The organism is Nocardia sp. NPDC127526, from assembly GCF_042672265.1.
Lineage (GTDB): Bacteria > Actinomycetota > Actinomycetes > Mycobacteriales > Mycobacteriaceae > Nocardia.
Map to the genome: position 1 here is coordinate 12,872 of NZ_JBHXVO010000050.1, position 23,263 is coordinate 36,134.

Below are 23,263 nucleotides of genomic sequence, written 5' to 3' on the forward strand. Positions count from 1 at the left end.
TTACGCGGCTTCCTCGGTGCTCTCGGGGCCCTTGCGAAGATCCTCGAGATGGCGGCGGTGCATGGCGCAGCGATGCACCGGGCCGGGGGTGATGTAGGCCGGATCCAGCCGCTGGACGAAGGTGAGGTGGTCGCGGCGCCAGCAGTCGATGCAGACCGGCTCGTCCATGTCATCCTCCTCGGGGAGCCGACGAAATGCTTGTCGCCCGAGGAGTTCCCGTTCATCCGCCGCTCAACGCCGTTGTAGTCATTCTGCTCATCGTGCAGCCGCCGGATTGTTACCGTGCGCCCGCCGCGCCGCCGCAGTCGCCGGTCGCGGGCACCCCGCGCAGGCGCTGATCCAGCCATTCCGTGGTCGCGCCGTAGGAGCTGAGGTAGGCGAGCAGATGTTCGCCGCCGACAATATTCTTCGTCACCGCGACGCCGAGCGCGCATTGCTCCCGATGCAGCCGTTCGGCGCCCGACACCGGAATCCAGGGATCGTGCAGTCCGTGGTAGACGAACAGCGGGACGGCGGATTTCCGGCCGGTGAGGTTCAGCCGGTCGAAGATTTCCTCCGCGAGGGCGCTGTCGAGTGGTTTGTCGATATTGGCCACGGCTTCGAAGGGCACGGGAGCCATTCCCAGCCCGCCGAAGCTGCCGCTGCATATCTCCTTGACCGGTGAGGTCGCCGCCCACTCCGCCAGATGATTCATCAAACCGAGTATCTCCGGATGTTCCCGGGCAATGGCGAGCGCGATGGTGAGCAGGAATCCGGATATGTAGGAGCCGTCGAAGTTGTGCGCAAAGGCCCGGTAATCGGTGGTCAATCCGCCGAAACTCGCCCCGGCGAGATACGGCGTCAGCTCGGGCGCGTATTCATCGGCCAGCACGGCCGAGGCATACGAGGCGATGGCGCCCCCGGAATACCCGGTCGAGGCGAATCGGCTCTGCCCGAATTGCTCCGGCGCGAAATTGCGCACCGCGCGAATGGAATCCAGCATGGTGTGGCCCGCGACCGTCGGCTCCGCGTAGCTCATGAGCGGCCCCTCGTGATCGGGAATGACCACCGCGTACCCGCGCTCGGCCGCCCACAGTGTCGGCGAGGGCGAGAAGTCCTGCCCGGTCGGCACCTCCAGCCCGTGGGCCAGCACATATCCGGTCGTGCACTTGCGGCTGAGCGCATTGATCGCCGTCGCGTTCAGCAGCACCGGCCGCGCGCCCGGCCCGGTCCACGCCTTGGCCGGCAGTATCAGCGTCGCGGTCCCGATGGACGGCGCGCCGGAGGAATTGGTGGTCCGGAATTTGATCAGCGTGGCCCGCTGAATCGTGGTGCCCGTCGTGAACAGCAGCATCGGAAACGCCGTGCCCGTCACATCCCGCGTTTCCAGAATGTCCCCGGGCGCGTATCGCTCGAGATCGGCCGGCCATGAATCGAACAAGGGATCCCCGGTCGGCGCCGACTGCACGGCATGCCACAGCGGCGTCAAATCCGCCGGTACATTTCCCGGCGCCGGCCGCGCGGCCCGCGGCACGATCTGCGCCGGTTTCGGAATATGCGCATCGATCCACTGTTGCAGCGGATTCGGTCCCTGTGGAAATCCGGCGGGCGGCGCGAGGGAAATGGGCGGCACCGGCGGCGGCACCTCGGCCCGCGCCGTCGTCTGCCCGATTGTCAGCGAAAAACCCATCAGCACCGTGGCCGCAGCAGCCGTCAGATATTTCACGATTCGCAAGCTACAACCAAAACCGGGCAAACCGGGGATTTGGGACGTTCTTCTATTGTGAAATCGAGATGAACCCGCTGGCTGTCGCCGTGCGGCACGGATTGTCAGCTTCGCAGGCTTCGATCGTCATGATGTCCAGGGATTTGCTCGCCTAGTGTTGGTCGCTGTCGGCGCGGACTCGCCCCCGGGAGCCGGCAAGGTGGAAGCCCCCGTCCGACCGTCCGCCCCGACTCGGGCGGGGTGCACCGCCGCCCGGTGACGGCGGCGCCGCGTGATCAGGTGCGCAGCCGGGCGGCGAAGTCTTTCAGCAGGTCGATCAGGTCGCGATCGTGAATGGCGATATGGCCCGTGCGGCCGATGGCGGCCAGCGCTCCGGTCACGACGCCATGGTCACCGTGAACGGGCACGGCGACCGCGCTGCGGCCGATCCGGCATTCATCGATCTCTGTGGCGAGGTTTGCGGTGGCGACGCGGCGCAGCTCCGCGGCCAGCTGTGCCGGGGAGGTGATGGTGAACGCCGTGATCTTGCGGGGACGGCCGGGAGCCAGCTCCGGATGCCGGGCGATGAGCAGTTTCCCGATGGCCGAGGCGTGCGGATGCGCGGTGAGAATGTTCTCCCCGCTGAGCTCGTGGTCGGGGTCCTTGTCGATCAGCCGGATCCGGCGGCCGGTGAACGAGGCGAGGTGGATTCCGTAGCGGAGCTGGGCGCGCAATTCCGCCAGGACGTGGCGGCTGTCCGCGGGCGGGCCGGGTTCGGTTGCGGCCGCGGCGAGTTCACGGGTGCGCCGGCCGAGGGCGAAACCGGAGAGGTCTTCCACACGGACCAGATAGCCGTCCGCCACCAGGAGATTCAGCAACCGGTAGGCGGTGGCGGGCGGCACGCCGGTATGGGCCGCGATGGATTTGGCCGTCGCGCCGGGCCCGAGCTGGGCCACGGCCTCCAGCAGCGCCAGGGCCTTCTGCACGGCGCGCGGTTCATGGCCGGCCGGTCCGCCGCGCACTACCGTGGTCACGGCTCGCGGGGGTCGCCGCGCTGCGCGCCGACCAGGGCGATACTGCCGCGCGCATTGACGGCGAACACCCCGGCGCCGGGCAGCACATCGGCGGATTCGGGACTGTCGAAAACGCCGATGGCGCGCAGGCTTCGGGGGCGGACGAGGGACAGGTAGCGGTGCCAGGCCGCGCCCGCCGCCAGCACACCGGCCACCGCCGCGGCCGCGGCGAAGGTGCCGTCCCGGGCCTGGGTGACCATCAGGCAGCCGAGGGTGGCCGACAAGGTGGCAGCGCCGATCCAGCCCGCATACAGATCGGGCCGCGTCATCTCTCGGATGCGCCGCAGGAAGCGCACCGTCGCCACCGCCACGAGGAGGTAGACCGTGATGAGCGCGGTGCGGACCGCCGTGCCCACCGAGGCGGGCACGCCGTCCGCGGCGACGTAGAGCAGGCCGCCGGTCGTGGTGGCGCCGACGATGGCGGCCAGCGCGAGGTGCGGGGTGCGCAGGCGCGCGCCGATCCGGGTGAAGACCTGCGGCAGTACGCCTTCCAAGCCCATCGAGTACACCAGTCGCGAGGCGGCATTCGACGACGCCATGGACGAGGCCAGCCAGGAACAGGTGAGCCCGATATTCAGCAGGATCACCACGACGGGCCCCACTCCGCCCGCGGTGCCGTGCAGATACGCGCTGACCAGCACGTCGGCCCGGCCGGTGCAGGCCGCCCAGCCCGCGAAGACGAACAGCGCGCCGCACAGCAGCGGGGTGAGCAGGACCGTGCGGGTGACCGTGACCAGCGGTCGTTTCGTCTCCGGCGCGAAGCAGGCGGCGCTCTCGAATCCCGCGAGCCCGAACAGCGCTCGCATCGCCACGAACAGCACGCCCGGTCCGGCCGGTGCGGCCGGCGGCGACGGCGGGTCGATTCCGGCCGCTCCCGCCAGCAGCAGTCCCACGATGAAGATCAGCGAGCACGCCTCCACGGCCAGGATCACCGCCGCCGCGAATCGCACACCTCGCACCAGCACGCTCGCAATGGCCACCGCGACCGCGAAATAGACTGCCGCGACACCCCATCCGCGCGGCTGGATGCCGAACTGCGCCAACAGCGCCAGCACGGCCTGCCCGCCGTGATACAGGGTGATCGCGCCGCTGCCGAGATACTTCGCCAGTAATCCGGCGCCACAGGTCAGCGCCGCCCGCGTGCCCAGGCCCTGGAAGACGAAGGTGTAGAGGCCGCCCGCGGCCGCGAGACGCCGGGTGAACTGCGCGACGCAGTGCGCGATCAGCATGACCACCGCGGTGGCCGCCGCAATGGTGACCAATCCGGGCAGCCAGGTCTCGTGCGTGAACATGGTGACCGGCAGCAGCACCATCGACGCCGCGGGCGCGGTGGTGGCGACCGACTGGCCGAGCACCTCGATCGGGGACAGCCGCCGGCGACCCAGCGCGCGCAGCGGTGACATGGCCGGCCGTTCGGGTTCGCCGGCCGTGAACGACCGCGCCACGGCGTCGGCCAGAGCGCCCATCGGCACACCTCCAGATCGGGTGCGGGCGAGCGTATCCAGGTCGGGTTTCCGGTGCGTTTCGGCCGCGCGACGGCCGTTTGTCGCCGAGTGAGAACCCGCCGCGGGCCGTCCCACTCGGCGATCGCCGAAACGTTTCCCGGGCGTAGCCGCGCCGAATCGGATCGATTCGAGACTGCTCTGCGAACGCATTTCGCGGACCGACGGCGGATGGAGCTCGAATTGTCAGTCACCAGAAGATCTTTCATACGCGGTCTGGGCGCCACCGGCGGCGTCGGACTGGCCTACGGGGCGATGTCGGCCATCGGGCTGGCGCCCGCGACCGCGGACACGCCGCGCTTCCGCGCGCCCGCGCAAGGCGATCTGATCGGCAAGGCCGCCGGGAATTCCTCGGTGGTCGTGCTCGGCGGCGGCCCGGCCGGGCTGTGCGCGGCCTTCGAGCTGCGCAAGGCCGGATACACCGTGACCGTGCTGGAGGCCCGGCAGCGGCCGGGCGGGCGGGTGTGGTCGGTGCGCGGGGGGACGACCGAGACCGATCTCAATGGTGAAACCCAGTCCTGCACCTTCACCGAGGGCCACTACTTCAATCTGGGCGCGACCCGGATTCCGCAGGGGCACATCACTCTCGACTACTGCCGGGAACTGGGCGTGGAGATCCAGCCGTTCGGCAATCAGAATGCCAATACGCTGGTCAACTACCGCAGCGAGACGGCCATCTCGGAACAGTCGGTGCCGTACCGGGCGGCCAAAGCCGATGTGTACGGCTATCTTTCGGAGCTGCTGCAGAAGGCGGCCTCGCGCGGCGCGCTCGACGATGTGCTCACGCCGTCGGACAAGGACGCGCTCTCGACCTTCCTGCGTGATTTCGGCGACCTGTCCAGTGACGGGCGCTATCTCGGATCATCCCGGCGCGGCTACGATTCCGAGCCCGGGGCGGGTCTGAACTTCGGTTCCGAACGCAAGCCGTACGGCATGTCGGATGTGATCCGCAGCGGCATCGGCCGCAACTTCAGCTTCGAATTCGGCTACGACCAGGCCATGATGATGATGACCCCGGTCGGCGGCATGGACCGCATCTATTACGCCTTCCAGCGGGAAATCGGCGACGACCGTATTCGATTCGGCGCCGAGGTGACCTCGATGCGCAATACCGGCAGCGGGGTGCGGGTGGAATACCGGCAGGACGGCGTCGGGCGGGCCGTCGACGCCGACTACTGCATCTGCACCCTGCCGCCGAATCTGGTCGGCCGGCTCGGCAACAACCTGCCCGCCGATGTGCTGCTCGCCCTGAAGGCCGCGATCCCGGTGTCCTCGGGCAAGCTCGGCATCGAATACTCCCGCCGCTGGTGGGAGCTCGAGGATCGAATCTACGGCGGCGCCAGCAATACCGATAAAGACATCGCCCAAATCATGTTCCCCTACGACCATTTCAACTCCGATCGCGGTGTGGTCGTCGGCTACTACAACACCGGCAAGCGGCATCTGGCCTTCGAATCCCTTACGCACCGACAGCGTTTGGCCAAGGCGCTCGACGAGGGCGCGGCCATTCACGGCGACAAGTACCGTCGCGATATCGCCTCCTCCTTCTCCGGCAGCTGGCGGCGCACCAGATACTCCGAAGGCGCCTGGGTCGGCTGGTCCGGCAGCGATGCGCACGGCGGGGAGGCCACCCCGGAATACACCAAGCTGCTCGCGCCGGTCGACCGCATCTACTTCGCCGGGGACCACCTGTCCAATGCCATTGCCTGGCAGCACGGCGCCTTCACCTCGGCGCGCGATGTGGTGACCGAACTGCACGCCCGAATCGCCGCCGACTGAACCATTCCCGACAAGGAGACCGACCATGAAACGACCCATTGCCGTCACCGCCGCCACCCTCGCGGCCGCCCTCGCCCTCACCGCCTGCTCCTCGGATTCGACGGACGCCGAGACCCCCGCCCCCGGCGCGGTGAGCACCTCGATTCTCGAAGTGGGGCAGGCCAATCCCATGATCGCGCAGGGCGTGGTCCTCAGAACCGACGCCGCCATCTACAAGACCAGCGGCATCGGCCCGGCCGCGACCAACAAGACCGCCAAGGAGGGCACCCCCGAATCCTTCATCGACACGGCCCAATTCGCGGGCGGCGTGCTGCCCGCGGGCGTCACGATCACCGAGGCGCAGGGCATGGCGGTTCTCACCAGGATCAAGGAGAACCTGGAAGCCCAGGGCCTGTCCATGGCGAACGTGACGACCATGCGCGTCTTCCTCGACAACGCCCCCGGCTCCGACCGCGCCGACTACGCCGGCTGGAACCGCGCCTACCGCCAGTTCTTCGCCAACACCAACCTGGAAACCGGTGACACCGAACTGGTCCCGCTCGGCACCGCGGCCCCCGCCGCCCCGCTGCTGCGAAACCCGGCCCGCCCCACCCGCTTCGCCCTGGAGGTCGCGGGTCTGCCGGTGCCCGGCTGGCTCGTCGAGGTCGAGGTGGACGCCGTTTACCCGGGCTAGGCGTGCAGCGCCGAGACCTGCCTGACGCGCGGATAGTTGACGTGAGGAATAACTGGGAGTATTTGTTTGTCGTAGCAATAGTCCACACGGCAAACAAAGGAGATTCCCATGTACGCGATCACTCAGGACACCTTCGGCGGCCCCGAGGTGCTGTACCGCACCGAGGTCGAGCGCCCGCGGCCCGGCGCCGGCGAGGTGCTGGTGCGGGTGCGCGCGGCCGGGGTCAACCCGGTGGACTCGGCGGTGCGCGCCGGGCGCTTCCCGCTGTTTCCGGAGCCGCCCTTCGCGCTCGGCTGGGATGTGGCCGGTGTCGTCGAGGCGCTCGGCCCCGGCGTGACCCGATTCGAGGTCGGTGCGGAAGTCCTGGGTCTGACCCTGTTCCCGAAGGCCGCCGGAGCCTACGCCGAGTACCTGGTCGCCCCGGCCGACGAACTGGTGGCCAAGCCCGCCGCGCTGCCCATGTCCGCCGCGGGCGCACTGCCGCTGGCCGGTCTCACCGCCTGGGAAGGCCTGGTGAATATCGCCCGCATCGAACCCGGTCAGCGCGTCCTGATCCATGCCGCCTCCGGAGGCGTCGGCCACCTGGCCGTCCAGATCGCCAAGGCCCGCGGCGCCCACGTCATCGCCACCGCCCGCGCCGAGCACCACGCCTTTCTGGCAGACCTCGGCGCCGACGAGCTGATCGACTACACCGCAACGGATTTCGCCACCGCTACGGCCCCCGTCGATATCGTCTTCGACCTGGTCGGCGGCGACTACGCACTCCGCTCGGTCCAGGTTCTGCGGCCCGGTGCGCTCCTGGTGACCACCGTCGGCCACAACCCGGGCATCACCCCGGAAGAAGCCGAAAGCCAGGGCATCCGCTTCGAAACGGTCATGGTCCACCCCTCCGCCGCGGACCTCGCCGAACTTGTCGCGCTCACCCAATCAGCCGCCTTGCGCATTCATGTGGACCGCGAATTCGCCCTCGCCGACGCCGCGAAAGCGCACGGGGCCACCGCGAACGCAAAGGGAAAGACCGTTCTCATCCCCTGACCAGCGGCGTGCGGATTGGTGAAAGCGTTGCCGCGGTATGTGCGGCGGCTTACAATTCCTGCATGCGCTGGGGTGCGGCGCGATATTTCGACGGTGTGGTTGTCAAGAAGCGGCATCTACTGTCTTGCACCGACATTCGATAATCCTGCACGGGACTCGGTATGGCGTTGGTGTTCGGCGGCTGTACCGACCGATCGGAATAGGAAGAATCGTGAGCGACGGTGTGGTCGAACCACTTTTCGTTGATCGAATTATGGCCGGGCGGCGACTTGCCAGGCGCCTGCTCGCATTTCGCGGGCCCGATGTGACGGTGCTCGGGATGTCCCGGGGTGGAATCCCGGTGGCGGGTGAAGTGGCTACGGTGCTGAATGTCGAGTTGGACGTGGTCGTTCCGGAGGCGCTCCGATCTCCGGAATGCCCGGAGTTGGTGTACGGCGCCATCACGGAGGATGGAATTCGGGCCCTGGATGTGCCGATGTGGCGAACGCTCTCGGCGGATCCGGACAAGCTGGCGCGGATCGAAAGCGAGGCGGGGGACCTCGCGCGGAAAGAGGGGCGGCGGCTACGTGGGCGCGGGCCCGTGGGCAGGCTGGATCGCCGGACGGCGGTGATCGTCGACGATTGTCTGGAACATGGCGTGCTCGCCTGGGCAGCCTGCCGATCGGCCTTCGCCCGCGGCGCGGTGCGGACGGTGGTGGCGGCGCCGGTCGGCACGTGCGCGGCCGTGGCGATGGTCGCCGATCATGCGGACAATGTGGTGTGCCCGCACGTGGTGACGGAGCTGCCCGATCCGGACCGATATTTCGCGTGGCATAGCGACCGGAGCATCGGGTAATCGGTCCCTGAGAACGCAGTCCAGCGTTTAGGGGATGACGAAAGTGACTGTGCGAGGTCGTTCGCGCCTTAATGGCCGGTCGCCGGCCGGAAGTACGTGAGGGCAATGGCGGCCGGCCCGGCAATTGTCTGGGAGCAAGCCGAATACGAGGGCTGCTCCGTGGTTCGGCCATACGGTGAACTCTCGCTCGAGACCTATCGGCAACTCAGCAATGACCTGGTCAAATACGCAGTGGACGAGCCGCGTGCGGTGATCGTCGTCGTCGACGACCTGCTGATCGACGAGCAACCCCTGCTGACGGCCTTCACCCGGGCCTGGAATCGGATCAGTGAATGGCCGGCCATTCCGTTGCTCCTGGTCGCTGCCACGCCCGCCGCGTACACCCGATTCACCGCCAGTGCGCTGCGGAGTTTCGTGCCCCTGCACCAGTCGGTAGCGGAGGCGGCCGATGCCGCCACCGGCGCATCGGCGCGCCGCCGGGTCCGGACCCGTGTCGGTGTCACCGGGGGCGCCCGAGTCGCGCGCCGGTTCGTGGAGGGGATCTGCGGGCGCTGGGCGGTGTCCCAGGTGTGCGGGGACGCGAGTCTGATCGTCACCGAATTGGTGGAGAACGCCTTCCTGCACACCGATGTCGACTGCGTCGGATTGCGCCTGGAACTCTGGAGTGACGTGCTGACGGTCGCGGTCTCCGATACCGATCCGCGCGAAGCGGTGCTGCGCGAGACCGCCGGTGACACAAAGCGTTTCGGATTGCACATCGTCTCGCGGCTGTCCATGGCCTGGGGCTGCTCGCCGCAGTGGCCCACGGGCAAGGTGGTGTGGGCGACGCTACCCACCCGGCAGCGTCGCCGTTGAGCCGAGGCTCCGCGGGATGCTGATCGATCCCCGTCGCGCAGAACGAGCAGTCTGCGCAGGACGGGCGCCACTGGGTCACAGGATTTCGTCCTTGGTTTCGACCATCGCCCACGTGCACGCGACGCTGAGGGCGGCGAGCCCGGCCAGCAGGACGCCGATGGCGATGCTGCCGAAGGCTTCCGACAGCGGTGCGGCGATCAGCGGCGGCACCGCGCCGCCGAGCACGCCGGCCAGGTTGTAGCCGAGGCCCGCGCCGGTGTAGCGGTAGCGGGTCCGGAACATCTCCGGAAGCAGTGCGCCACACGGTCCGTAGGCAATGCCGAAGATCCCCAGGGTGACGATGACGCCGAGCGCGAAGGCCGCCCGGGAACCGGTGTCGAGCAGCGGGAACAGCGCCAGCGCCCATGCCACGGCGAGGCCGCTGGACGCCAGCAGCACCCGGCGTCGGCCCAGCCGGTCGGAGTACAGCGCCGAGGCGATGATGGCCGCGCCGAACACCGCGGCCGCGCCGATGCCCACGGTGAGGACGAACGGGCGGCTGAAGCCGAGCGTCTTGGTGCCGTAGCTGGTGAGATACGCGGTGCCCATATAGAAGAAGGAGAACAGCGTCGCCAGCGCGCCGGCCGAGAGCAGGATTTCCCGGGGCTGATGCTTCCACGCCTCCAGGAACGGCAGACCCGGCGCGCCCTGACCCGCGACCCGAGCCGCCTGATTCGCCCGGAAGACCGGAGTCTCCTCGATGGCCAGCCGCATGTAGAGACCGATGCCGACCAGCACGATGGAGAACAGGAACGGAATGCGCCAGCCCCAGGTGAGGAAGGTCTGATTGGCATCGCCCAGCACCGCGCCGGTGATCAGGAAGGTACTGCTGGACAACATGAATGCGAAGGCCGGGCCGATCTGCGGGAACATGGCGTAGAGCCCGCGTTTGCCCGGCGGCGCGTACTCCGCGGTCAGCAGGGTGGCGCCGGCCCATTCCCCGCCGACCGCGAAGCCCTGGCCGAAACGCAGCAGCACCAGAATGATCGGCGCGGCCACGCCGATGCTGTCCGCGCTGGGCAGCAGGCCGATGAGCAGCGTGCACAGGCCCATCAGCAGCAGCGTCGAGACCAGCGTCTTCTTCCGTCCGATGCGGTCGCCGTAGTGCCCGAACAGCACCGCGCCGACCGGCCGGGCGATGAAGGCGACCGCGAAGGTCGCGAACGAGGCGACGGTGCCGGCCGTGGACCCGAGCGCCGGGAAGAACACTTTCGGAAAGACCAGGGCCGCCGCGGTGCCGTAGATGAAGAAGTCGTAGAACTCGATGGTGGTGCCGATACAGCTGGCAATCGCCACTTTTCGCACGCTGGTTCCGGTCGGCGGGGTCGCCGCCGTCGTGGGTGAGACTTTCACTGCTGTTCCTCTTTCTGCCCGGCGCGGGCCGTTCGGGTCCGCTGGGTGAGAGAAACGTAGTGATCCACGTCACTGGGAGACTACCCCCGGAATGGGGGTGGGCCGGCGGCCGGGCCCAGCCGTGCGCAATCGGGCTCAGCGCTGCCGCAAGAGGAATCGCTGCACCTTCCCGCTGGGTGTCTTGGGCAGACTGTCCACGAAGTGCACGGTGCGGGGGTAGGCGTGCGCGGCGAACTTGGTCTTGACCAGCTGCTGCAATTCGGCCTCCAGCTCCGGGCCGCCCTCGAATCCATTGGCGAGCACCACGAATGCCTCGATCACCTCGCCGCGCAGCGCATCGGGCATGCCCACGACGGCGGCCTCCAGCACGGCGTCGTGCAGCACCAGCACGCTCTCGACATCGAAGGGGCCGATGCGGTAGCCGGCCATGATGATCACATCGTCGTCGCGGGAGGAGAAGTAGAAGAAGCCGTCCGCGTCGACCGTTCCGGCGTCGCCGGTCAGATACCAGCGGCCGTCGGCGGTGTAGCGGGACGCGGTCTTCTCGGGCGCGTCGACATAGCCGGTGAACCACACGGCCGGACTGTTGTGCGTGTCCACCACCACGCGCCCCTGTTCGCCGGGATCGAGTACGCGGTCGGAGGATTCGTCGATGACGGCCATGCGCGTACCCGGCAGCGGCTTGCCCATCGAGCCCGGCCGCACCTCGGTGCGCAGCTCGTCGTGCCAGGCATTGGCGATCAGCATGCCGTGCTCGGTCTGCCCGTAATGGTCGCGCACCGCGACGCCCAGCGCCCGCTCCGACCAGGCCGGAATATCCGGTGTCAGCGGTTCGCCCGCCGACGAGGCGCGCCGCAATCGCACACCCTCCCAGGCATTCTCGTCATCCGCCCGCAGCGCGCGGTACACGGTCGGGGCGGCGGCGAGGTTGGTGACGCCGAACTTCTCGAGCACCTGCCGGGTGAGCGGCGCGGAGAAGCCGGAATGCAGCAGCAGGCTGCGCATCCCGCTCGCCAGCGGCGACAGGATGGCGTAGTACAGGCCGTAGGCCCAGCCGGGATCGGCGACATTCCAGTAAACGTCGTCTTCCCGCACGTCCAGCGCGAAGTGCTGATAGCCGACCAGTCCCGCGAGCGCCCGCACCGGAACCGGCACCCCCTTGGGTGTTCCGGTGGTGCCGCTCGTGTACAGCTGCACCATGACCCCGTCCGCGCCCACCGCGATGGCCGCGCCCCGCGGATCATCGGCCGCGTACTCGCCCAGCAGCGCGTCCAGCGAGAGCGTGTCCGCCGCTCCGGCGGTGATCACCCGCCAGGCCGGATCGGCCGGCACGTCCTCGCCCGGATCCAGCTTGGGTCGCTGATCAGCGTCGGCCACAACGACTTTCGCGCCACTGGCGTCCAATCGGAAAGCAATGGCCGCCGGTGCGAACGCCGTGAAGAGCGGCACGTGCACCGCACCGCGCCGCCAGATCCCCAGCAGCACGGTCAGCAGATCCGCCGACTTGCCCATCAGGGTCGCGACCCGATCGCCCGGCTCGATCCCGAGATCCGCCAGCGCGGCCGCGAAACGGGTGGATCGCTCGCGCAGTTCGCCATAGGTGAGGTCGGACGCGCTCAGATCGCTCTCCACAATGGTGAACGCTGTATTCGCCACGGAATGGCGATCGCACAGCAACTCCGCCGCGCAGGCGTCGGGTGAGCCGTACTCCGCGAGCAGGGCGCGAACGACGGTGTCCGGATCGATGGTCATGAATGCTCTCCTGGCCCGGCGGGCGTCCGCCGCCGCGACTGTCCTTCACGATCCTCATCCCACGCGGGCCACGGTACCCCCGAACTTGTGTATCACCCTCAACCCCGAAGCGGCGCGCCGCCTTTCGGCGCAGCAATCGGCGCGAGGACCGGTCCGCGCCATGCCGGTCGCACAGCAATTCGCGGCACACACCGCGGCTGCCCGCAACGACCCTCATCGCATCCGGGCCGCGGTACCCCCGAAGCTGTGTACTACCCGGCAATTCCGGGCGGAGTCGCGATGGAGTGCACACCGTCGGCCAGCCGCACCCGCTCGCCGTCAGCGATGCGGTACAGCGTGTGGGCGGAGCCGCTGGTGGGCTCGGCGAGTTCGATGGTCGCCACGACCGATGGCCGGAGGCGGTCGACGACCGGCCCGTCCACCGGGGACCACTGATCGTCGGCGTACTGCCAGCGGTAGGTCCGGGCGCTGGTGTTCGATTCGTTCCGCTCGCGTTGGCCGATGGCCACGGTGAGGCCGATTTCGTTGTCCCAGCGAACTTTTCGAGGGGTTGAGCAATTCTCGAGCACGGGGAAGACGGTGCGCTGGGTTTCGGGCCGGAGGTCGACCAAGGTGATGGCGGCCCGGGGGCAGCCGTAGGGGTGGACGTCGCCGTACGGGGTGGTGTCGGAGATTACGGCGGCGGCGTTGCCGTCGGGGGAGAAGGCGGCGCCGTGCACCGAGCTGTCCACGTCGGGAATGTCACCGAGCAGCCGGTCGGCGCCATCGCCCGCCACCAGGAACAGTTCGCTGCGGAAGCCGTGGGTCAGGAAGCTGAATTCGGTACGGGCCCACAGCAGCCGGTCGCCGTCGGCGGCCAGCAGCCGGTCGGTGTAGAAGGAGCCTTCCCGGGCGGCGGGCGCCGGAAGGGTGTGCCGTGCGGCCGGTTCCGGTTGCGCGGCAGCGAGATCGACCCGCATGACGGTTTCCGCTGTGATCCATGCGATGGTGCTGTCGCCGGCCGGAACGAAGGAGCGGCAATTGCACTGCAGCCGGATCACCTGGTCCGGCTGGGCCACGTTCACGGCGATCAGAGCGGCGGTATCGTCGTCCTTCGCGAATTCGCGTGCGACAACGTATTTTCCGTCGGCGGTGAAGCGAATCTCGGTCTCGGTATCGATCTGGACGGGAGTGCGGGACAGCACCTCGGCGCCCTCGGCCACGATGAGCTCGCCGGAGGTGCTGTAGGCGAACAGCTCCCGACCGGCCGGCGGCGCCGGGTCGTCGACGGTTGTCGTGCAACCGGCGAGGCCGAGCAGTACGACGGTCAGCACTGCGAGTGCGGGCGAGCGGTGGCGCGGCATGATTTCCCCCTGAGATCCCCTTGGAGATCGCTCGGGAGGGCGGAAAGTGCAACGATCATGAGATGCGAATGGATTCGCGCCGGGCTCGAGCGCGCTTCGCCGCCGGGCGGGTCGCGCGCCTGGCGACCGTGTCCGGCGGCGGTCTGCCGCATCTCGTGCCCATAGTGTTCGCGGTGATCGGCGAGATCGTCTACACGGCGGTCGACGCCAAGCCGAAGACGACCACCGCCCTGCGGCGACTGGCGAATATCGCGGCCAATCCGGACGTGGCCGTGCTGGCCGATCACTACAGCGAGGACTGGACCCAATTGTGGTGGGTCCGCGCCGACGGCCGGGCCCGCATCGTGGACGGGGACGAGGCGCGTGCGGCACTGCGCGAGCTGGCCGGGCGCTATCCCGCCTACCGCGAGCAGCCGCCGCCCGGCCCGGTGATCGCCATCGATGTCGCGCGCTGGTCGGGCTGGAGCGCGAGCTGATTCGCGCTATCCCCGCTTGGCGGCGGCGCGGTCGCGGACGCGGTGCAGGGTATTGCGCCACAGCGCGGCGCCCACTTCCAGCGGCACGCGCGGCGAGGCCGCCCGCTTGGTCATCTCCAGCCGGGCCCGGCGCAGCAGATCGGCGGGCGCCTTGTCCGGGTGGCCGGTGTCGTAGGGCGGGTGCGGATCGTATTCGATGGTCAGCTGGGTCATCCGGGCGGCGTCGTCGCCCGCGATCTGCCCGACCAGCCACAGCCCGAGGTCGATGCCCGCCGAGACCCCGGCGGCGGTGACGATCTTGCCGCTGTGCACGATCCGATCGTGCGGCCGCGACTGTGCCCCGAAGGCCGCCAGCGCCGGTTGCGCGGCCCAGTGCGTGGTGGCCGGATGCCCGCGCAGGATATCGGCCGCCGCCAGTATCAGCGCGCCGCTGCACACCGAGGTGGTCCACTGCGTGGTCTCGTGCACGGCGCGCAGCCAGCCGATGAGCTCCTTGTCCGCCATGGCCGTGGTGGTCGCGCCCTCCGAGCCCGGCACCAGCACCAGATCCGGGGCGGGCGTCTCGGCGAAGGTGTGGGTGGCGCCGAGCACCAGCACGCCGCTGTCGGAGACGATGGGGCCGACTTCATTGGACACGAAACGCAATTCGCTGTCGGGTATGCCGCGCAGGACCTCGTAGGGGCCGATGGCGTCCAGCACCGTCATACCCTGATACAGCACAATGGCGATCTGAAAGGTCATGGGGCACTCTCTCTTTCGGAAACGGTGAAACGGGCGCGGTACTCGCCCGGCGGTACGCCCAAGTGGCGGTGGAAGATTCGATAGAGGGTCTCGGGGCTGCCGAGGCCGACCGCGGCGGCCACCCGGTCCAGCGGCTGATCGGTGGTCTCCAGCAGTCGCCGCGCCGCGCCGATCCGCACCTGCTCGACATAGCGCGCCGGGGTGGTGCCCAGCTCGTGGGCGAACACCCGGGAGAAATGCCGCGTGCTCATGCCCGAGCGCGCGGCCAGCGCCGCCAGCGACAGATCGGCGGCGAGGTTTTCCTCCAGCCAGATCTGCAGGGCGCGCAGGGCATTCCGCTTCGGGGCCTGCGCGGCGACGGGTGCGCTGAACTGGCTCTGCCCGCCCGCGCGGTGCAGGTACACCACCAGCCAGCGCGCCACCTCCCGCGCCAGCTCCGGGCCGTGATCGGCGGCCACGATGGCCAGCGCCAGGTCGATGCCGGCGGTGACGCCCGCCGAGGTCCACACCGAGCCGTCGCGCACATAGATCCGGTCCGGCTCGGTCCGCACCGCCGGGAATTCCCCGGCCAGCAGCTCCCCGCCGGCCCAGTGCGTGGTGGCCCGGCGGCCGTCCAGCAGTCCGGCGCGGGCCAGCAGAAACGCCCCCGAGCACACCGATCCGACCCGTTCGGCGCATGCGGCCAGCCGCCGGATGCCGGCCACCAGCTCGGCGTCCGCACTGGCCGTCCACGCCGACAGACCGCCGGCGACCAGCACCATGTGCACCGGCTCCGACCAGTCCGCGAGCGCGTGCTCCGCGGTGACCGTGATGCCGGCGGACGAACGCACCGGCCCGGTCCGCGCCGCCACCAGCTCGACGCGGTATCCCGGCGCGGCGCCCATGAGCGTCGCCGCGGCGAGCACATCGGCGGGCCCGGCGGCATCCAGCAACTGGAAGCCGTCGAACACCACCATCAGCACCACCCGCATGTCCCCAGCCTGCGGTCCGCCGCCCATGGCGTCAATGCCACGACTATTGCAATTCCAGCCATCCGGGCCGGTGGTCGCGGCCTATCTCACCTGTCCCTGATTCACATATCGGAACTCGCCAGCCGTCCGGCCAGCAGCTGCTTGCCCTGCACGCCGCCCTTGCGGCTCTCGGCCTGCGCCCGGCGGAAGAAGTCGGCGAGCTCGGTATCGCCCGCGCGCTCCGCGTCCTCGATGTAGGTCTGCAGCCGCAGTGCGTTGTCCAGCGACGCCTCGATGAACCAGATGAGGTCGTAATCCTTGTCCTTGGTGCCGGTGATGGCGCCGGTTTCCTGCATATGGGCCATGTCTGATCTCCTTGTCTCGCTCTCGAATTCCCCCCGTTCCCCGCCTACCCGTGCGACCGCCGGGAAAACCGGTCGCGTTCTCCGACCCAGCGGTGTCGGCCGCCGCTGTGCGGGTAGACCGAGGGCATGGATGTACCCGGAACTCATGGGGCGAAGAAGTCCCCGCTCTCCGATGTGGCCGGGCTCGGCCCCGAGCAGCTGAGCGCGCTGGTGCGCGAGCAGACCCAGCGCGCCATCGGCGAAACGATCGGGCGGATGCCGAGATTCGGCAAGCGCGCCAAGCTGATGGCGGCGGCCGCGCTGCTGGCCCTCTACGGCGGTGGTGCGCTGGTCGCGGCCGCGGTGCTGGTCATCGCGCTGGCCGTGCCCGCCTGGGTGGCGGCGCTGATCATCGGCGTTATTCTGCTGGTCGCGGCGGCCGTCGTGCGCGCGATGGCGAAATCGCGCGGCGGTCCGGACACGGGAGTCGAGACCGGCCTCGGCGATCGCTGACGGTCAGAGATCGCGGGGGAGCAGCGGGCCGAGGGGGCCGAGGTCGATATTGAGATCCTCGGGGGCCAGGGCGAAATGCTCGCGCAGTTCGTCCATGGCGTCGGACAGGCGCAGCAGGGTAGTGCCGATTTCCTCGATCTGCTGCTCGCTCAAGTCGCCCGCGTCCATGCGGCGCACGGCTTGGCGCTCCATCAGCTGGCGCAGCAGTTCGACAATGGTGAGCACCAGGGTGGCCAGGCCGCGTTCGACGGTGGCCGGGTCGAGTTCGATGCGCTCGGCGGGCTCGTTCACTGCGCGAGCCTCGTTCATTGCTCGAGCAGGGAGGCGACGGAGGAGATCAGGGTGCGCAGGGAGATGTGCACCAGATCGACGCCCGCGATGGAGAGGGTGATATCCCCGGAGATCACCACACCGCCGGCGAGGACCCGATCGAGCAGATCGATCAGCGCGAGCTCGTGATCGGCCTGGACGGCAAGGGGTCCGGTGTCGTGCACCGTGCCCGGCAGCTCCGCGGCGAGGACGTCGGGGCGCGGCGCGGTCATCGCGGATCTCCGAGCGCGCCGACGAAGGAATAAGGCGGCCAGGGGCCGGTCTGTTCCACGATGAGATCGGGATGATCGGCGAATCGTGTGACAGCGGCCCGGAATTCGGTGACCTTCGCATTGTCGACGAGGTACGCGGCATTGAGCAGCATCGGGGTGTCGCGGCCGGTGAGGGAGTTGTCGGTGAGCGTCCGCCGGCGCGCGCCGACGGTGTACGGGGACAATCCCTGGAACAGTTCGGCGGCGGCGCGCTCGGCCGCCGCGCGGTCGATGTGGTCGCGCCGCAGGGCATCCCGGCGCCGGCGCAGATAGTCCGCGCCCGAGGCGGGGCGCGAGCGCTGCTCCTGGGACGGCGGGCGGCGGAGGAAGGCCTTCACGCCCCATTCGGCGCGCCCGTCCACCAGGGTCAGCGCGGCGTCGAGATCGCTGTTCCGCTCGGTCAGCAGGGCGCGCACCCCGTCGTCGTCCCGGCACAGCACCGCCAGGCGGACCGGCAGCGCGGGGCGGGAGGCGGCGACGGTCTCGATGACCGCATTGTGGTCGCGGGCGATGGCGGCCAGCCGGTCGAGGTCGTTCAGGTTGCGCTGCAAGGCTTCCGCGCCGAATTCCGGCAGTGGCACCGAGCCCACCACCGCGGCCAGCCCGCACGCGCCCACCCACCGGGTCGGCTCCCCGCTCACACCGGAGATCGCCGGGACCGGATCGGCGTCGCGGACCACGGTGTACACCCACACCGCGACGGTGTCACGAACCATCCCGGCTCTCCAGTTCCGCAATGCGCTGCCGCAATCGTTCGTTCTCCGAACGCAATTCACCGGCCGCCTCGATGGCGCGCGCACCGTCGCCCGGCTCCAGTTCGCCGTCGGCGTCCCGGGCGAGCGCCCGGTCCCCGCGCAGCCAGGGGTCGCGCTCCCACCAGTCGATGCCCACCTCGCGCGCGGTCTCCAGGGAGGCGACGACCAAACGCAGTTTGATGGTGAGCAATTCGATGTCGAGCAGGTTCACCCGGATATCGCCCGCGATGACCAGGCCCTTGTCCAGGACCCGCTCGAGAATGTCGCCGAGGTTGGCCGGTTCCGAGCCGCCGCGGGCCGGTCGCCCCGAATACATGCCGGAGGAATAGGTCATCGCCGGTCGTCTCCGATCACGCAGCGCTTGCCGCGCCGGATCCTGCGATAGGACAACAGTTTTCCGTGCTCGTCGAGTTCGAGTTCGTAGAGCGCGAGTACATCCTCCGAGGAGGGGATGTGCGCGTCCTCGAGCACCTCGACCTCCACGGTCCAGCCCTGTTCCGCGGGCCGGACCCCCGTCGCGCCGAGCACCGCCTTGCCGGTCAGCTCCGCGATGAGGCGGGTGCCGGCGGCGGCGGTCTCGGCGGCGGTCAGCGGGTCGGCGTCACTGGTCACGGTCACTGCTCCTCCGGTTCAGCAGCCGGGCCAGCACCTCCTGCTCGGCCCGCTGGTATTCGTCGGCGTCGAGTTGCCCCGCCGCCCGCTGCCGTTGCAGCTCGTCGAGCCGGCGCCGGATGGCGGGCATGCCGTACAGCTCCTTGTCGACCTCCTCGGCCAGGATCTCCGCCAATGCCAGCACGCCGCGGATGGGAAGCAGCGGCAGCGTCAGCAGGGTGCCGATCATGATGGTTCCGGCGCCTCTGCGGCCACGAAATCCCATGCGGCGAGGGGGCCCACGACGCGCATGTCCACGCGACCGGCCCACTGTTCGCCGAGCCCGTTCACCAGGCGCTGCAGCTCCTGCTCCTGCTCGAGGGGGACGAGCACCGCGATATCGGCGACCTCCTCCTCATGGGTGGGCGGGCGCAGGGCCAGATGCTCGGTGAGCTGCCGCAGGGTCTGCACCAGCACCTCGCCGTCGGCCTCGCGCTTGGCTTCCAGTGCGGCATTGACGGTTTCGCCCAGGGTGATGCGGTCATCGCGGCCGAGTTCGGGCGGCAGTTCGCGCACCTGTTCGGCCAGCGCGGCGGCTTCCCGGTTCTCCTGCAGGATTTCCCGCAGCACCGACTCCTCGACGTACTGACCCTTGACCAAATACTCTGCGAGGCCCTGCAATTCGTCGAGGGCGGCGCGGAAGCGATCGGCATTGGGTTCCAGCAGGCCGGACTCGACCTGCTCGGCGTCGGGCAGCGCGGCCCCGAAACGCACCGGAATGACCGGCATCTGGGCGACCAGGCCGTCCACGACCCGGGAGAACGCCTGCAGATCCTCCGCTCGATCGAGGGGTTGATCGACGGGAATCTCGCTGACCAGGGCCGCGATCGGCCCGCGAGTGACCGTCTGCACGGGCGCGGGCTGCTGCCCGATCCCCTCGGCCTTGGGCTTCGCCTCGGCGGGCACGATCCCGTAGATCAATAGGGCGGTACCCGAATTCTGCTGCGTGCGCGAGGTTTCCGATGGTGTGTCGGCCGTGGTCATGATTGGGTCTTCCGGCGTGTGCTGGTGCTGGGCTTGGGCTTCTCTTCCTTCTCCGGGGTGAGCGCACCGAGAATCTGCTGACCGGCCTTCTCGATCAGCTCCTTGGTCTGCGACTTGTCCTTGTCCTGGCCCAGCGCCCCCGCCAGTTGCTGGGTCGCCGATTCGATGGCCTGCTTGGTATCGGAGGCCTTGCCGCCGGAGGCCACGTCCTTGACCACGTCCGGCAGACCGGGCTTCTGGTCCTGCGCGGCGATATCGAGCCGGTTGACCGCCTCGGCGAAGCGCAGATACGTATCGACGCTGGCCACCACCACGCGCGCATCGATGGTCAGAATCTCGATGCCGACGAGCGACACACGCACGTAGGCATCGATGACGAGGCCCTTGTCGAGAATGGTGTCGAGCACTTCGGCCAGACTGCTCGAATTCGGCCTGCCGACGCCCCCGCCACCTCCCCGGGGTTGTAGTGCAGTAGTCATGAAAACTAACTCCTTCGAATTCTCTCTACTGCTCGCCTACCCCGTCCGGCCGTGAACATTCTCCGAAGTGGCAAGGGGGCCTGACCGATTCGGATCACGGGCACTTGCCGGCGCCGGCGTCGCGGACTCCGGCGATGGTGGCCTCGCGTTGCTGTTCGGTGAAGACCTCCCAGCCCGGCTGTGCGGGGAGGTCGGCGATTCTGGCGGCCACCGCCGCGTCCACGGCCTGCAGGCCGGAGCGGGAGCGAATGTCCTCGAAGACGGGAAGCAGGTCCTCGCAGGTGGTTCGGCGGATCTGATCGGGGGAGGCGGCCGAGGGGGCCCGGATGTGGCTGGTACTGGCCGAGGGTGGGGTGGTGGGGGTGACGAACACCTGGGGATCGGTGGGCGGGGGCGGGTCGTCCCCGCCGATGATGTCGCAGGAGGTCAGCAGCAGTGCCGCGGCGGTGGCGGCCAACGCGATTCGGCGCACATCGCGCGGATACCCGCACGGGCGGGCGCTAATCGACTTGACGAATGGCAATTCGAGATGCCATTATTAAAAGGGGATAGGCACAAGGGATTCGGTGCCTAATTTTCTTGTGCCCTCGACATCGGTCGAGTTCGGGTGTAATTTGAGACTTCGCGCCGGAGCGCCTGCTGTCCGACTCTCGAAAATGAAATGACCGTAGAAGTGGCTTTCTACCCGTTGTTGTCGAGTCATGTTCGCAGGCAGTGGTTGGCACGGTGCGCGAGGGGAAACACAGCCGACAGGACAAGGACGCATCTTGGCAATCTCGAGTCAGATCAAGCGGGTCTCGTTCGCCAAACTCCGTGAGCCGCTGGAGGTTCCGGACCTACTGGGGGTGCAGACCGAATCGTTCGAGTGGTTGATCAGCAGTGGGCTGGCGGAAGTCCTGGAGGAGATCAGTCCCATCGAGGACTTCGCCGGGACCATGTCGCTGACGCTCTCCGAACCGCGATTCGAGGAGGTGAAAGCCTCCGTCGAGGAATGCAAGGACAAGGACATGACCTATGCGGCGCCACTGTTCGTCACCGCGGAGTTCATGAACAACAATACGGGGGAGATCAAGAGTCAGACGGTCTTCCTGGGTGATTTCCCGATGATGACCGAGACGGGCACATTCGTCGTCAATGGCACCGAGCGGGTGGTCATCTCGCAGCTGGTGCGATCGCCGGGCGTGTACTTCGATCGCACCGTCGACAAGGGCACCGAGAAGGATCTGCACAGGGTGCGGGTCATTCCCTCGCGCGGGGCGTGGCTGGAATTCGATATCGACAAGCGCGACAGCATCGGCGTCCGCATCGATCGCAAACGCCGGCAGCCGGTGACGGTCCTGCTCAAGGCGCTCGGCTGGACCACCGAGCGGATCACCGAGCGATTCGGCTTCTCCGGGGTCATGATGACCACCTTGGCCAAGGACGGCACGCCGGGCACCGATGACGCGCTGCTCGACATCCATCGCAAACTGCGCCCGGGCGAGCCGCCCACCAAGGAGTCCGCGCAGACCCTGCTGGAGAATCTGTTCTTCAAGGAGAAGCGCTATGACCTGGCGCGCGTGGGGCGCTATCGGATCAACAAGAAGTTCGGCGTCCGCGACGGCGCGGCCACCGGGCCGCGGGTGCTCACCGAGGACGATCTCGCCACCATTGTCGAATACCTGCTGCGGCTGCACGCGGGGGAGACCGTGATGACCGCGCCCGGCGGCATCGAGGTGCCGGTCGAGGTCGACGATATCGATCACTTCGGCAATCGCCGGCTGCGCACCGTCGGCGAACTGGTGCAGAACCAGATGCGCGTGGGGCTGTCCCGCATGGAGCGCGTGGTGCGCGAGCGCATGACCACCCAGGATGTGGAAGCCATTACGCCGCAGTCGCTGATGAACATCCGCCCCGTGGCGGCGGGCCTCAAGGAGTTCTTCGGCACCTCGCAGCTGTCGCAGTTCCTGGATCAGCGCAACCCCATCTCCAGCCTGACCCACAAACGCCGGCTGTCGGCGCTCGGTCCGGGCGGTCTGAGCCGGGAGCGCGCCAGTCTCGAAGTGCGCGATGTGCACTACAGCCACTACGGCCGCATGTGCCCGATCGAGACGCCGGAAGGCCCGAGCATCGGGTTGATGGGGTATCTGTCGGTGTACGCGCGGGTCAATCCGTTCGGCTTCCTCGAGACGCCGTACCGGAAGGTCGTCGACGGCAAGGTGACCGATGAGGTCGAATATCTGTCCGCCGACCAGGAGGACCTGCACGTGGTGGCGCAGGCCAATGAGCCGCTCGATGCCGAGGGCCGCTTCGTGGAACCTCGAATCGCGGTGCGCCGCAAGTATTCCGAGGTGGAGTTCGTGAACTCCGCCGAGATCGACTACATGGATGTGTCGCCGCGCCAGATGGTGTCGGTGGCGACGTCCATGATTCCGTTCCTCGAGCACGACGACGCCAACCGTGCCCTCATGGGCGCGAATATGCAGAAACAGGCCGTGCCGCTGGTTCGTTCGGAGTCGCCGCTGGTCGGCACCGGGATGGAGCTGCGTGCCGCGGTCGATTCCGGTGAAGTCGTGCTCAATGAGAAACCCGGTGTGGTCGAGGAGGTTTCGGCCGATTTCATCACCGTCATGCACGACGATGGGACGCGGAAGTCCTATCGGCTGCGCAAGTTCGAGCGTTCGAACCAGGGCACCTGCGCCAACCAGCGTCCGATCGTGGATGAGGGCATGCGGGTGGAGGCCGGGCATGTGCTCGCCGATGGCCCGTGCACCGAGAACGGTGAGATGGCGCTCGGTAAGAACCTGCTGGTGGCGATCATGCCGTGGGAGGGCCACAACTACGAGGACGCGATCATCCTGTCGCAGCGCCTCGTGGAGGAGGACGT

At 68.5% G+C, this 23,263-nt stretch carries 27 protein-coding genes; 8 read left to right on the top strand and 19 right to left on the bottom strand.

Going from position 1 to position 23,263, the window contains the following annotated elements; translation table 11 throughout:
* From ACFVIV_RS37910 to ACFVIV_RS37925, 4 genes are all read right to left on the bottom strand, one after another.
* Entirely contained in the window at positions 1-168 is a 168-nt protein-coding gene (locus ACFVIV_RS37910; RefSeq protein WP_157554848.1) for a hypothetical protein, read from the bottom strand.
* Between the two features lie 109 nt (positions 169-277).
* Positions 278-1,705 carry a lipase family protein gene (locus ACFVIV_RS37915; RefSeq protein WP_379204974.1) on the bottom strand — a complete coding sequence of 476 codons (1,428 nt, stop codon included), beginning with the start codon at positions 1,703-1,705 and terminating at the stop codon, positions 278-280.
* A 275-nt stretch (positions 1,706-1,980) separates the two neighbouring features.
* Positions 1,981-2,718 carry an IclR family transcriptional regulator gene (locus ACFVIV_RS37920; protein ID WP_379204976.1) on the bottom strand — a complete coding sequence of 246 codons (738 nt, stop codon included), beginning with the start codon at positions 2,716-2,718 and terminating at the stop codon, positions 1,981-1,983.
* Complete coding sequence (locus ACFVIV_RS37925; RefSeq protein ID WP_379204978.1) at positions 2,715-4,223, bottom strand: APC family permease; 1,509 nt, start codon at positions 4,221-4,223, stop codon at positions 2,715-2,717. Before ACFVIV_RS37925 ends, ACFVIV_RS37920 begins: the two co-directional genes overlap by 4 nt.
* A 243-nt stretch (positions 4,224-4,466) precedes the next feature.
* Here ACFVIV_RS37925 and ACFVIV_RS37930 point away from each other — a divergent pair, with 243 nt between their 5' ends.
* The 5 genes from ACFVIV_RS37930 to ACFVIV_RS37950 all read left to right on the top strand — a co-directional run bounded on the left by ACFVIV_RS37930 (position 4,467) and on the right by ACFVIV_RS37950 (position 9,436).
* Positions 4,467-6,038, top strand: a complete 1,572-nt coding sequence (locus tag ACFVIV_RS37930; RefSeq protein ID WP_379205019.1) for a flavin monoamine oxidase family protein — start codon at positions 4,467-4,469, stop codon at positions 6,036-6,038.
* A gap of 25 nt (positions 6,039-6,063) precedes the next feature.
* Entirely contained in the window at positions 6,064-6,711 is a 648-nt protein-coding gene (locus ACFVIV_RS37935) for a Rid family hydrolase (RefSeq protein ID WP_379204980.1), read from the top strand.
* A 108-nt stretch (positions 6,712-6,819) separates the two neighbouring features.
* Positions 6,820-7,746 carry an NADP-dependent oxidoreductase gene (locus ACFVIV_RS37940; protein WP_379204982.1) on the top strand — a complete coding sequence of 309 codons (927 nt, stop codon included), beginning with the start codon at positions 6,820-6,822 and terminating at the stop codon, positions 7,744-7,746.
* 319 nt (positions 7,747-8,065) lie between these two features.
* Positions 8,066-8,581 (top strand): phosphoribosyltransferase, encoded by a 516-nt coding sequence (locus ACFVIV_RS37945; protein ID WP_379204984.1) that lies wholly within the window; start codon positions 8,066-8,068, stop codon positions 8,579-8,581.
* Positions 8,582-8,740: 159 nt separating this feature from the next.
* Complete coding sequence (locus ACFVIV_RS37950) at positions 8,741-9,436, top strand: ATP-binding protein (protein WP_379204986.1); 696 nt, start codon at positions 8,741-8,743, stop codon at positions 9,434-9,436.
* 75 nt (positions 9,437-9,511) lie between these two features.
* Here the strand turns inward: ACFVIV_RS37950 and ACFVIV_RS37955 are convergent, their stop codons facing one another.
* The 3 genes from ACFVIV_RS37955 to ACFVIV_RS37965 form a co-directional block, all read right to left on the bottom strand.
* Complete coding sequence (locus ACFVIV_RS37955; RefSeq protein ID WP_379204987.1) at positions 9,512-10,828, bottom strand: MFS transporter; 1,317 nt, start codon at positions 10,826-10,828, stop codon at positions 9,512-9,514.
* A gap of 135 nt (positions 10,829-10,963) precedes the next feature.
* On the bottom strand, positions 10,964-12,580 hold the full coding sequence (locus ACFVIV_RS37960) for an AMP-binding protein (protein WP_379204989.1): 1,617 nt from the start codon (positions 12,578-12,580) through the stop codon (positions 10,964-10,966).
* Between the two features lie 251 nt (positions 12,581-12,831).
* A complete protein-coding gene (locus tag ACFVIV_RS37965) occupies positions 12,832-13,923 on the bottom strand; it encodes a hypothetical protein (protein WP_379204990.1) in 1,092 nt (363 codons plus the stop codon).
* 68 nt (positions 13,924-13,991) lie between these two features.
* Between ACFVIV_RS37965 and ACFVIV_RS37970 the strand changes: the two genes are divergently transcribed.
* Positions 13,992-14,399 (top strand): TIGR03668 family PPOX class F420-dependent oxidoreductase, encoded by a 408-nt coding sequence (locus ACFVIV_RS37970; RefSeq protein ID WP_379205020.1) that lies wholly within the window; start codon positions 13,992-13,994, stop codon positions 14,397-14,399.
* Positions 14,400-14,405: 6 nt separating this feature from the next.
* On the opposite strand, the gene ACFVIV_RS37975 is transcribed toward ACFVIV_RS37970, so the two are convergent.
* From ACFVIV_RS37975 to ACFVIV_RS37985, 3 genes are all read right to left on the bottom strand, one after another.
* Complete coding sequence (locus tag ACFVIV_RS37975) at positions 14,406-15,140, bottom strand: DJ-1/PfpI family protein (RefSeq protein ID WP_379204992.1); 735 nt, start codon at positions 15,138-15,140, stop codon at positions 14,406-14,408.
* Positions 15,137-16,111 carry a GlxA family transcriptional regulator gene (locus ACFVIV_RS37980; protein WP_379204994.1) on the bottom strand — a complete coding sequence of 325 codons (975 nt, stop codon included), beginning with the start codon at positions 16,109-16,111 and terminating at the stop codon, positions 15,137-15,139. The genes ACFVIV_RS37975 and ACFVIV_RS37980 overlap by 4 nt, the downstream gene beginning before the upstream one ends.
* Before the next feature lie 101 nt (positions 16,112-16,212).
* Complete coding sequence (locus ACFVIV_RS37985; protein ID WP_379204995.1) at positions 16,213-16,455, bottom strand: hypothetical protein; 243 nt, start codon at positions 16,453-16,455, stop codon at positions 16,213-16,215.
* Between the two features lie 126 nt (positions 16,456-16,581).
* Between ACFVIV_RS37985 and ACFVIV_RS37990 the strand changes: the two genes are divergently transcribed.
* Positions 16,582-16,947: a phage holin family protein gene (locus ACFVIV_RS37990; protein WP_379204996.1), complete on the top strand. Its 366-nt coding sequence runs from the start codon at positions 16,582-16,584 to the stop codon at positions 16,945-16,947.
* 3 nt (positions 16,948-16,950) lie between these two features.
* Here the strand turns inward: ACFVIV_RS37990 and ACFVIV_RS37995 are convergent, their stop codons facing one another.
* The 9 genes from ACFVIV_RS37995 to ACFVIV_RS38035 form a co-directional block, all read right to left on the bottom strand.
* Positions 16,951-17,256: a gas vesicle protein K gene (locus ACFVIV_RS37995; protein ID WP_379204998.1), complete on the bottom strand. Its 306-nt coding sequence runs from the start codon at positions 17,254-17,256 to the stop codon at positions 16,951-16,953.
* A complete protein-coding gene (locus ACFVIV_RS38000) occupies positions 17,253-17,489 on the bottom strand; it encodes a gas vesicle protein (protein ID WP_379205000.1) in 237 nt (78 codons plus the stop codon). The genes ACFVIV_RS37995 and ACFVIV_RS38000 overlap by 4 nt, the downstream gene beginning before the upstream one ends.
* Complete coding sequence (locus ACFVIV_RS38005) at positions 17,486-18,244, bottom strand: GvpL/GvpF family gas vesicle protein (protein WP_379205002.1); 759 nt, start codon at positions 18,242-18,244, stop codon at positions 17,486-17,488. Before ACFVIV_RS38005 ends, ACFVIV_RS38000 begins: the two co-directional genes overlap by 4 nt.
* Positions 18,234-18,617, bottom strand: a complete 384-nt coding sequence (locus ACFVIV_RS38010; RefSeq protein WP_379205004.1) for a gas vesicle protein — start codon at positions 18,615-18,617, stop codon at positions 18,234-18,236. The genes ACFVIV_RS38005 and ACFVIV_RS38010 overlap by 11 nt, the downstream gene beginning before the upstream one ends.
* Positions 18,614-18,895, bottom strand: coding sequence for a gas vesicle protein GvpO (gvpO, locus tag ACFVIV_RS38015; protein WP_379205022.1), 282 nt, complete (start codon positions 18,893-18,895; stop codon positions 18,614-18,616). Before gvpO ends, ACFVIV_RS38010 begins: the two co-directional genes overlap by 4 nt.
* On the bottom strand, positions 18,885-19,124 hold the full coding sequence (ccmI, locus tag ACFVIV_RS38020) for a c-type cytochrome biogenesis protein CcmI (RefSeq protein ID WP_379205006.1): 240 nt from the start codon (positions 19,122-19,124) through the stop codon (positions 18,885-18,887). Before ccmI ends, gvpO begins: the two co-directional genes overlap by 11 nt.
* Positions 19,121-19,918, bottom strand: coding sequence for a GvpL/GvpF family gas vesicle protein (locus ACFVIV_RS38025; RefSeq protein ID WP_379205008.1), 798 nt, complete (start codon positions 19,916-19,918; stop codon positions 19,121-19,123). The genes ccmI and ACFVIV_RS38025 overlap by 4 nt, the downstream gene beginning before the upstream one ends.
* Positions 19,915-20,397: a gas vesicle protein GvpJ gene (gene gvpJ / locus ACFVIV_RS38030; protein ID WP_379205010.1), complete on the bottom strand. Its 483-nt coding sequence runs from the start codon at positions 20,395-20,397 to the stop codon at positions 19,915-19,917. The genes ACFVIV_RS38025 and gvpJ overlap by 4 nt, the downstream gene beginning before the upstream one ends.
* A gap of 94 nt (positions 20,398-20,491) precedes the next feature.
* Positions 20,492-20,869 (bottom strand): hypothetical protein, encoded by a 378-nt coding sequence (locus ACFVIV_RS38035; protein ID WP_379205012.1) that lies wholly within the window; start codon positions 20,867-20,869, stop codon positions 20,492-20,494.
* 229 nt (positions 20,870-21,098) lie between these two features.
* Here ACFVIV_RS38035 and ACFVIV_RS38040 point away from each other — a divergent pair.
* Positions 21,099-23,263, top strand: a 2,165-nt coding sequence (locus tag ACFVIV_RS38040) for a DNA-directed RNA polymerase subunit beta (protein WP_379205014.1), incomplete at its 3' end; no start/stop codon positions are given.

Coding starts and splice junctions, on each gene's coding strand:
- ACFVIV_RS37910 (WP_157554848.1), bottom strand. CDS start 168: ATGGACGAGCCGGTCTGCATCGACTGCTGGCGCCGCGACCACCTCACC.
- ACFVIV_RS37925 (WP_379204978.1), bottom strand. CDS start 4,223: ATGGGCGCTCTGGCCGACGCCGTGGCGCGGTCGTTCACGGCCGGCGAA.
- ACFVIV_RS37935 (WP_379204980.1), top strand. CDS start 6,064: ATGAAACGACCCATTGCCGTCACCGCCGCCACCCTCGCGGCCGCCCTC.
- ACFVIV_RS37940 (WP_379204982.1), top strand. CDS start 6,820: ATGTACGCGATCACTCAGGACACCTTCGGCGGCCCCGAGGTGCTGTAC.
- ACFVIV_RS37945 (WP_379204984.1), top strand. CDS start 8,066: ATGTCCCGGGGTGGAATCCCGGTGGCGGGTGAAGTGGCTACGGTGCTG.
- ACFVIV_RS37960 (WP_379204989.1), bottom strand. CDS start 12,580: ATGACCATCGATCCGGACACCGTCGTTCGCGCCCTGCTCGCGGAGTAC.
- ACFVIV_RS37965 (WP_379204990.1), bottom strand. CDS start 13,923: ATGCCGCGCCACCGCTCGCCCGCACTCGCAGTGCTGACCGTCGTACTG.
- ACFVIV_RS37970 (WP_379205020.1), top strand. CDS start 13,992: ATGGATTCGCGCCGGGCTCGAGCGCGCTTCGCCGCCGGGCGGGTCGCG.
- ACFVIV_RS37975 (WP_379204992.1), bottom strand. CDS start 15,140: ATGACCTTTCAGATCGCCATTGTGCTGTATCAGGGTATGACGGTGCTG.
- ACFVIV_RS37980 (WP_379204994.1), bottom strand. CDS start 16,111: ATGCGGGTGGTGCTGATGGTGGTGTTCGACGGCTTCCAGTTGCTGGAT.
- ACFVIV_RS37985 (WP_379204995.1), bottom strand. CDS start 16,455: ATGGCCCATATGCAGGAAACCGGCGCCATCACCGGCACCAAGGACAAG.
- ACFVIV_RS37990 (WP_379204996.1), top strand. CDS start 16,582: ATGGATGTACCCGGAACTCATGGGGCGAAGAAGTCCCCGCTCTCCGAT.
- ACFVIV_RS37995 (WP_379204998.1), bottom strand. CDS start 17,256: ATGAACGAGGCTCGCGCAGTGAACGAGCCCGCCGAGCGCATCGAACTC.
- ACFVIV_RS38000 (WP_379205000.1), bottom strand. CDS start 17,489: ATGACCGCGCCGCGCCCCGACGTCCTCGCCGCGGAGCTGCCGGGCACG.
- ACFVIV_RS38005 (WP_379205002.1), bottom strand. CDS start 18,244: ATGGTTCGTGACACCGTCGCGGTGTGGGTGTACACCGTGGTCCGCGAC.
- ACFVIV_RS38010 (WP_379205004.1), bottom strand. CDS start 18,617: ATGACCTATTCCTCCGGCATGTATTCGGGGCGACCGGCCCGCGGCGGC.
- ccmI (WP_379205006.1), bottom strand. CDS start 19,124: ATGATCGGCACCCTGCTGACGCTGCCGCTGCTTCCCATCCGCGGCGTG.
- ACFVIV_RS38025 (WP_379205008.1), bottom strand. CDS start 19,918: ATGACCACGGCCGACACACCATCGGAAACCTCGCGCACGCAGCAGAAT.
- gvpJ (WP_379205010.1), bottom strand. CDS start 20,397: ATGACTACTGCACTACAACCCCGGGGAGGTGGCGGGGGCGTCGGCAGG.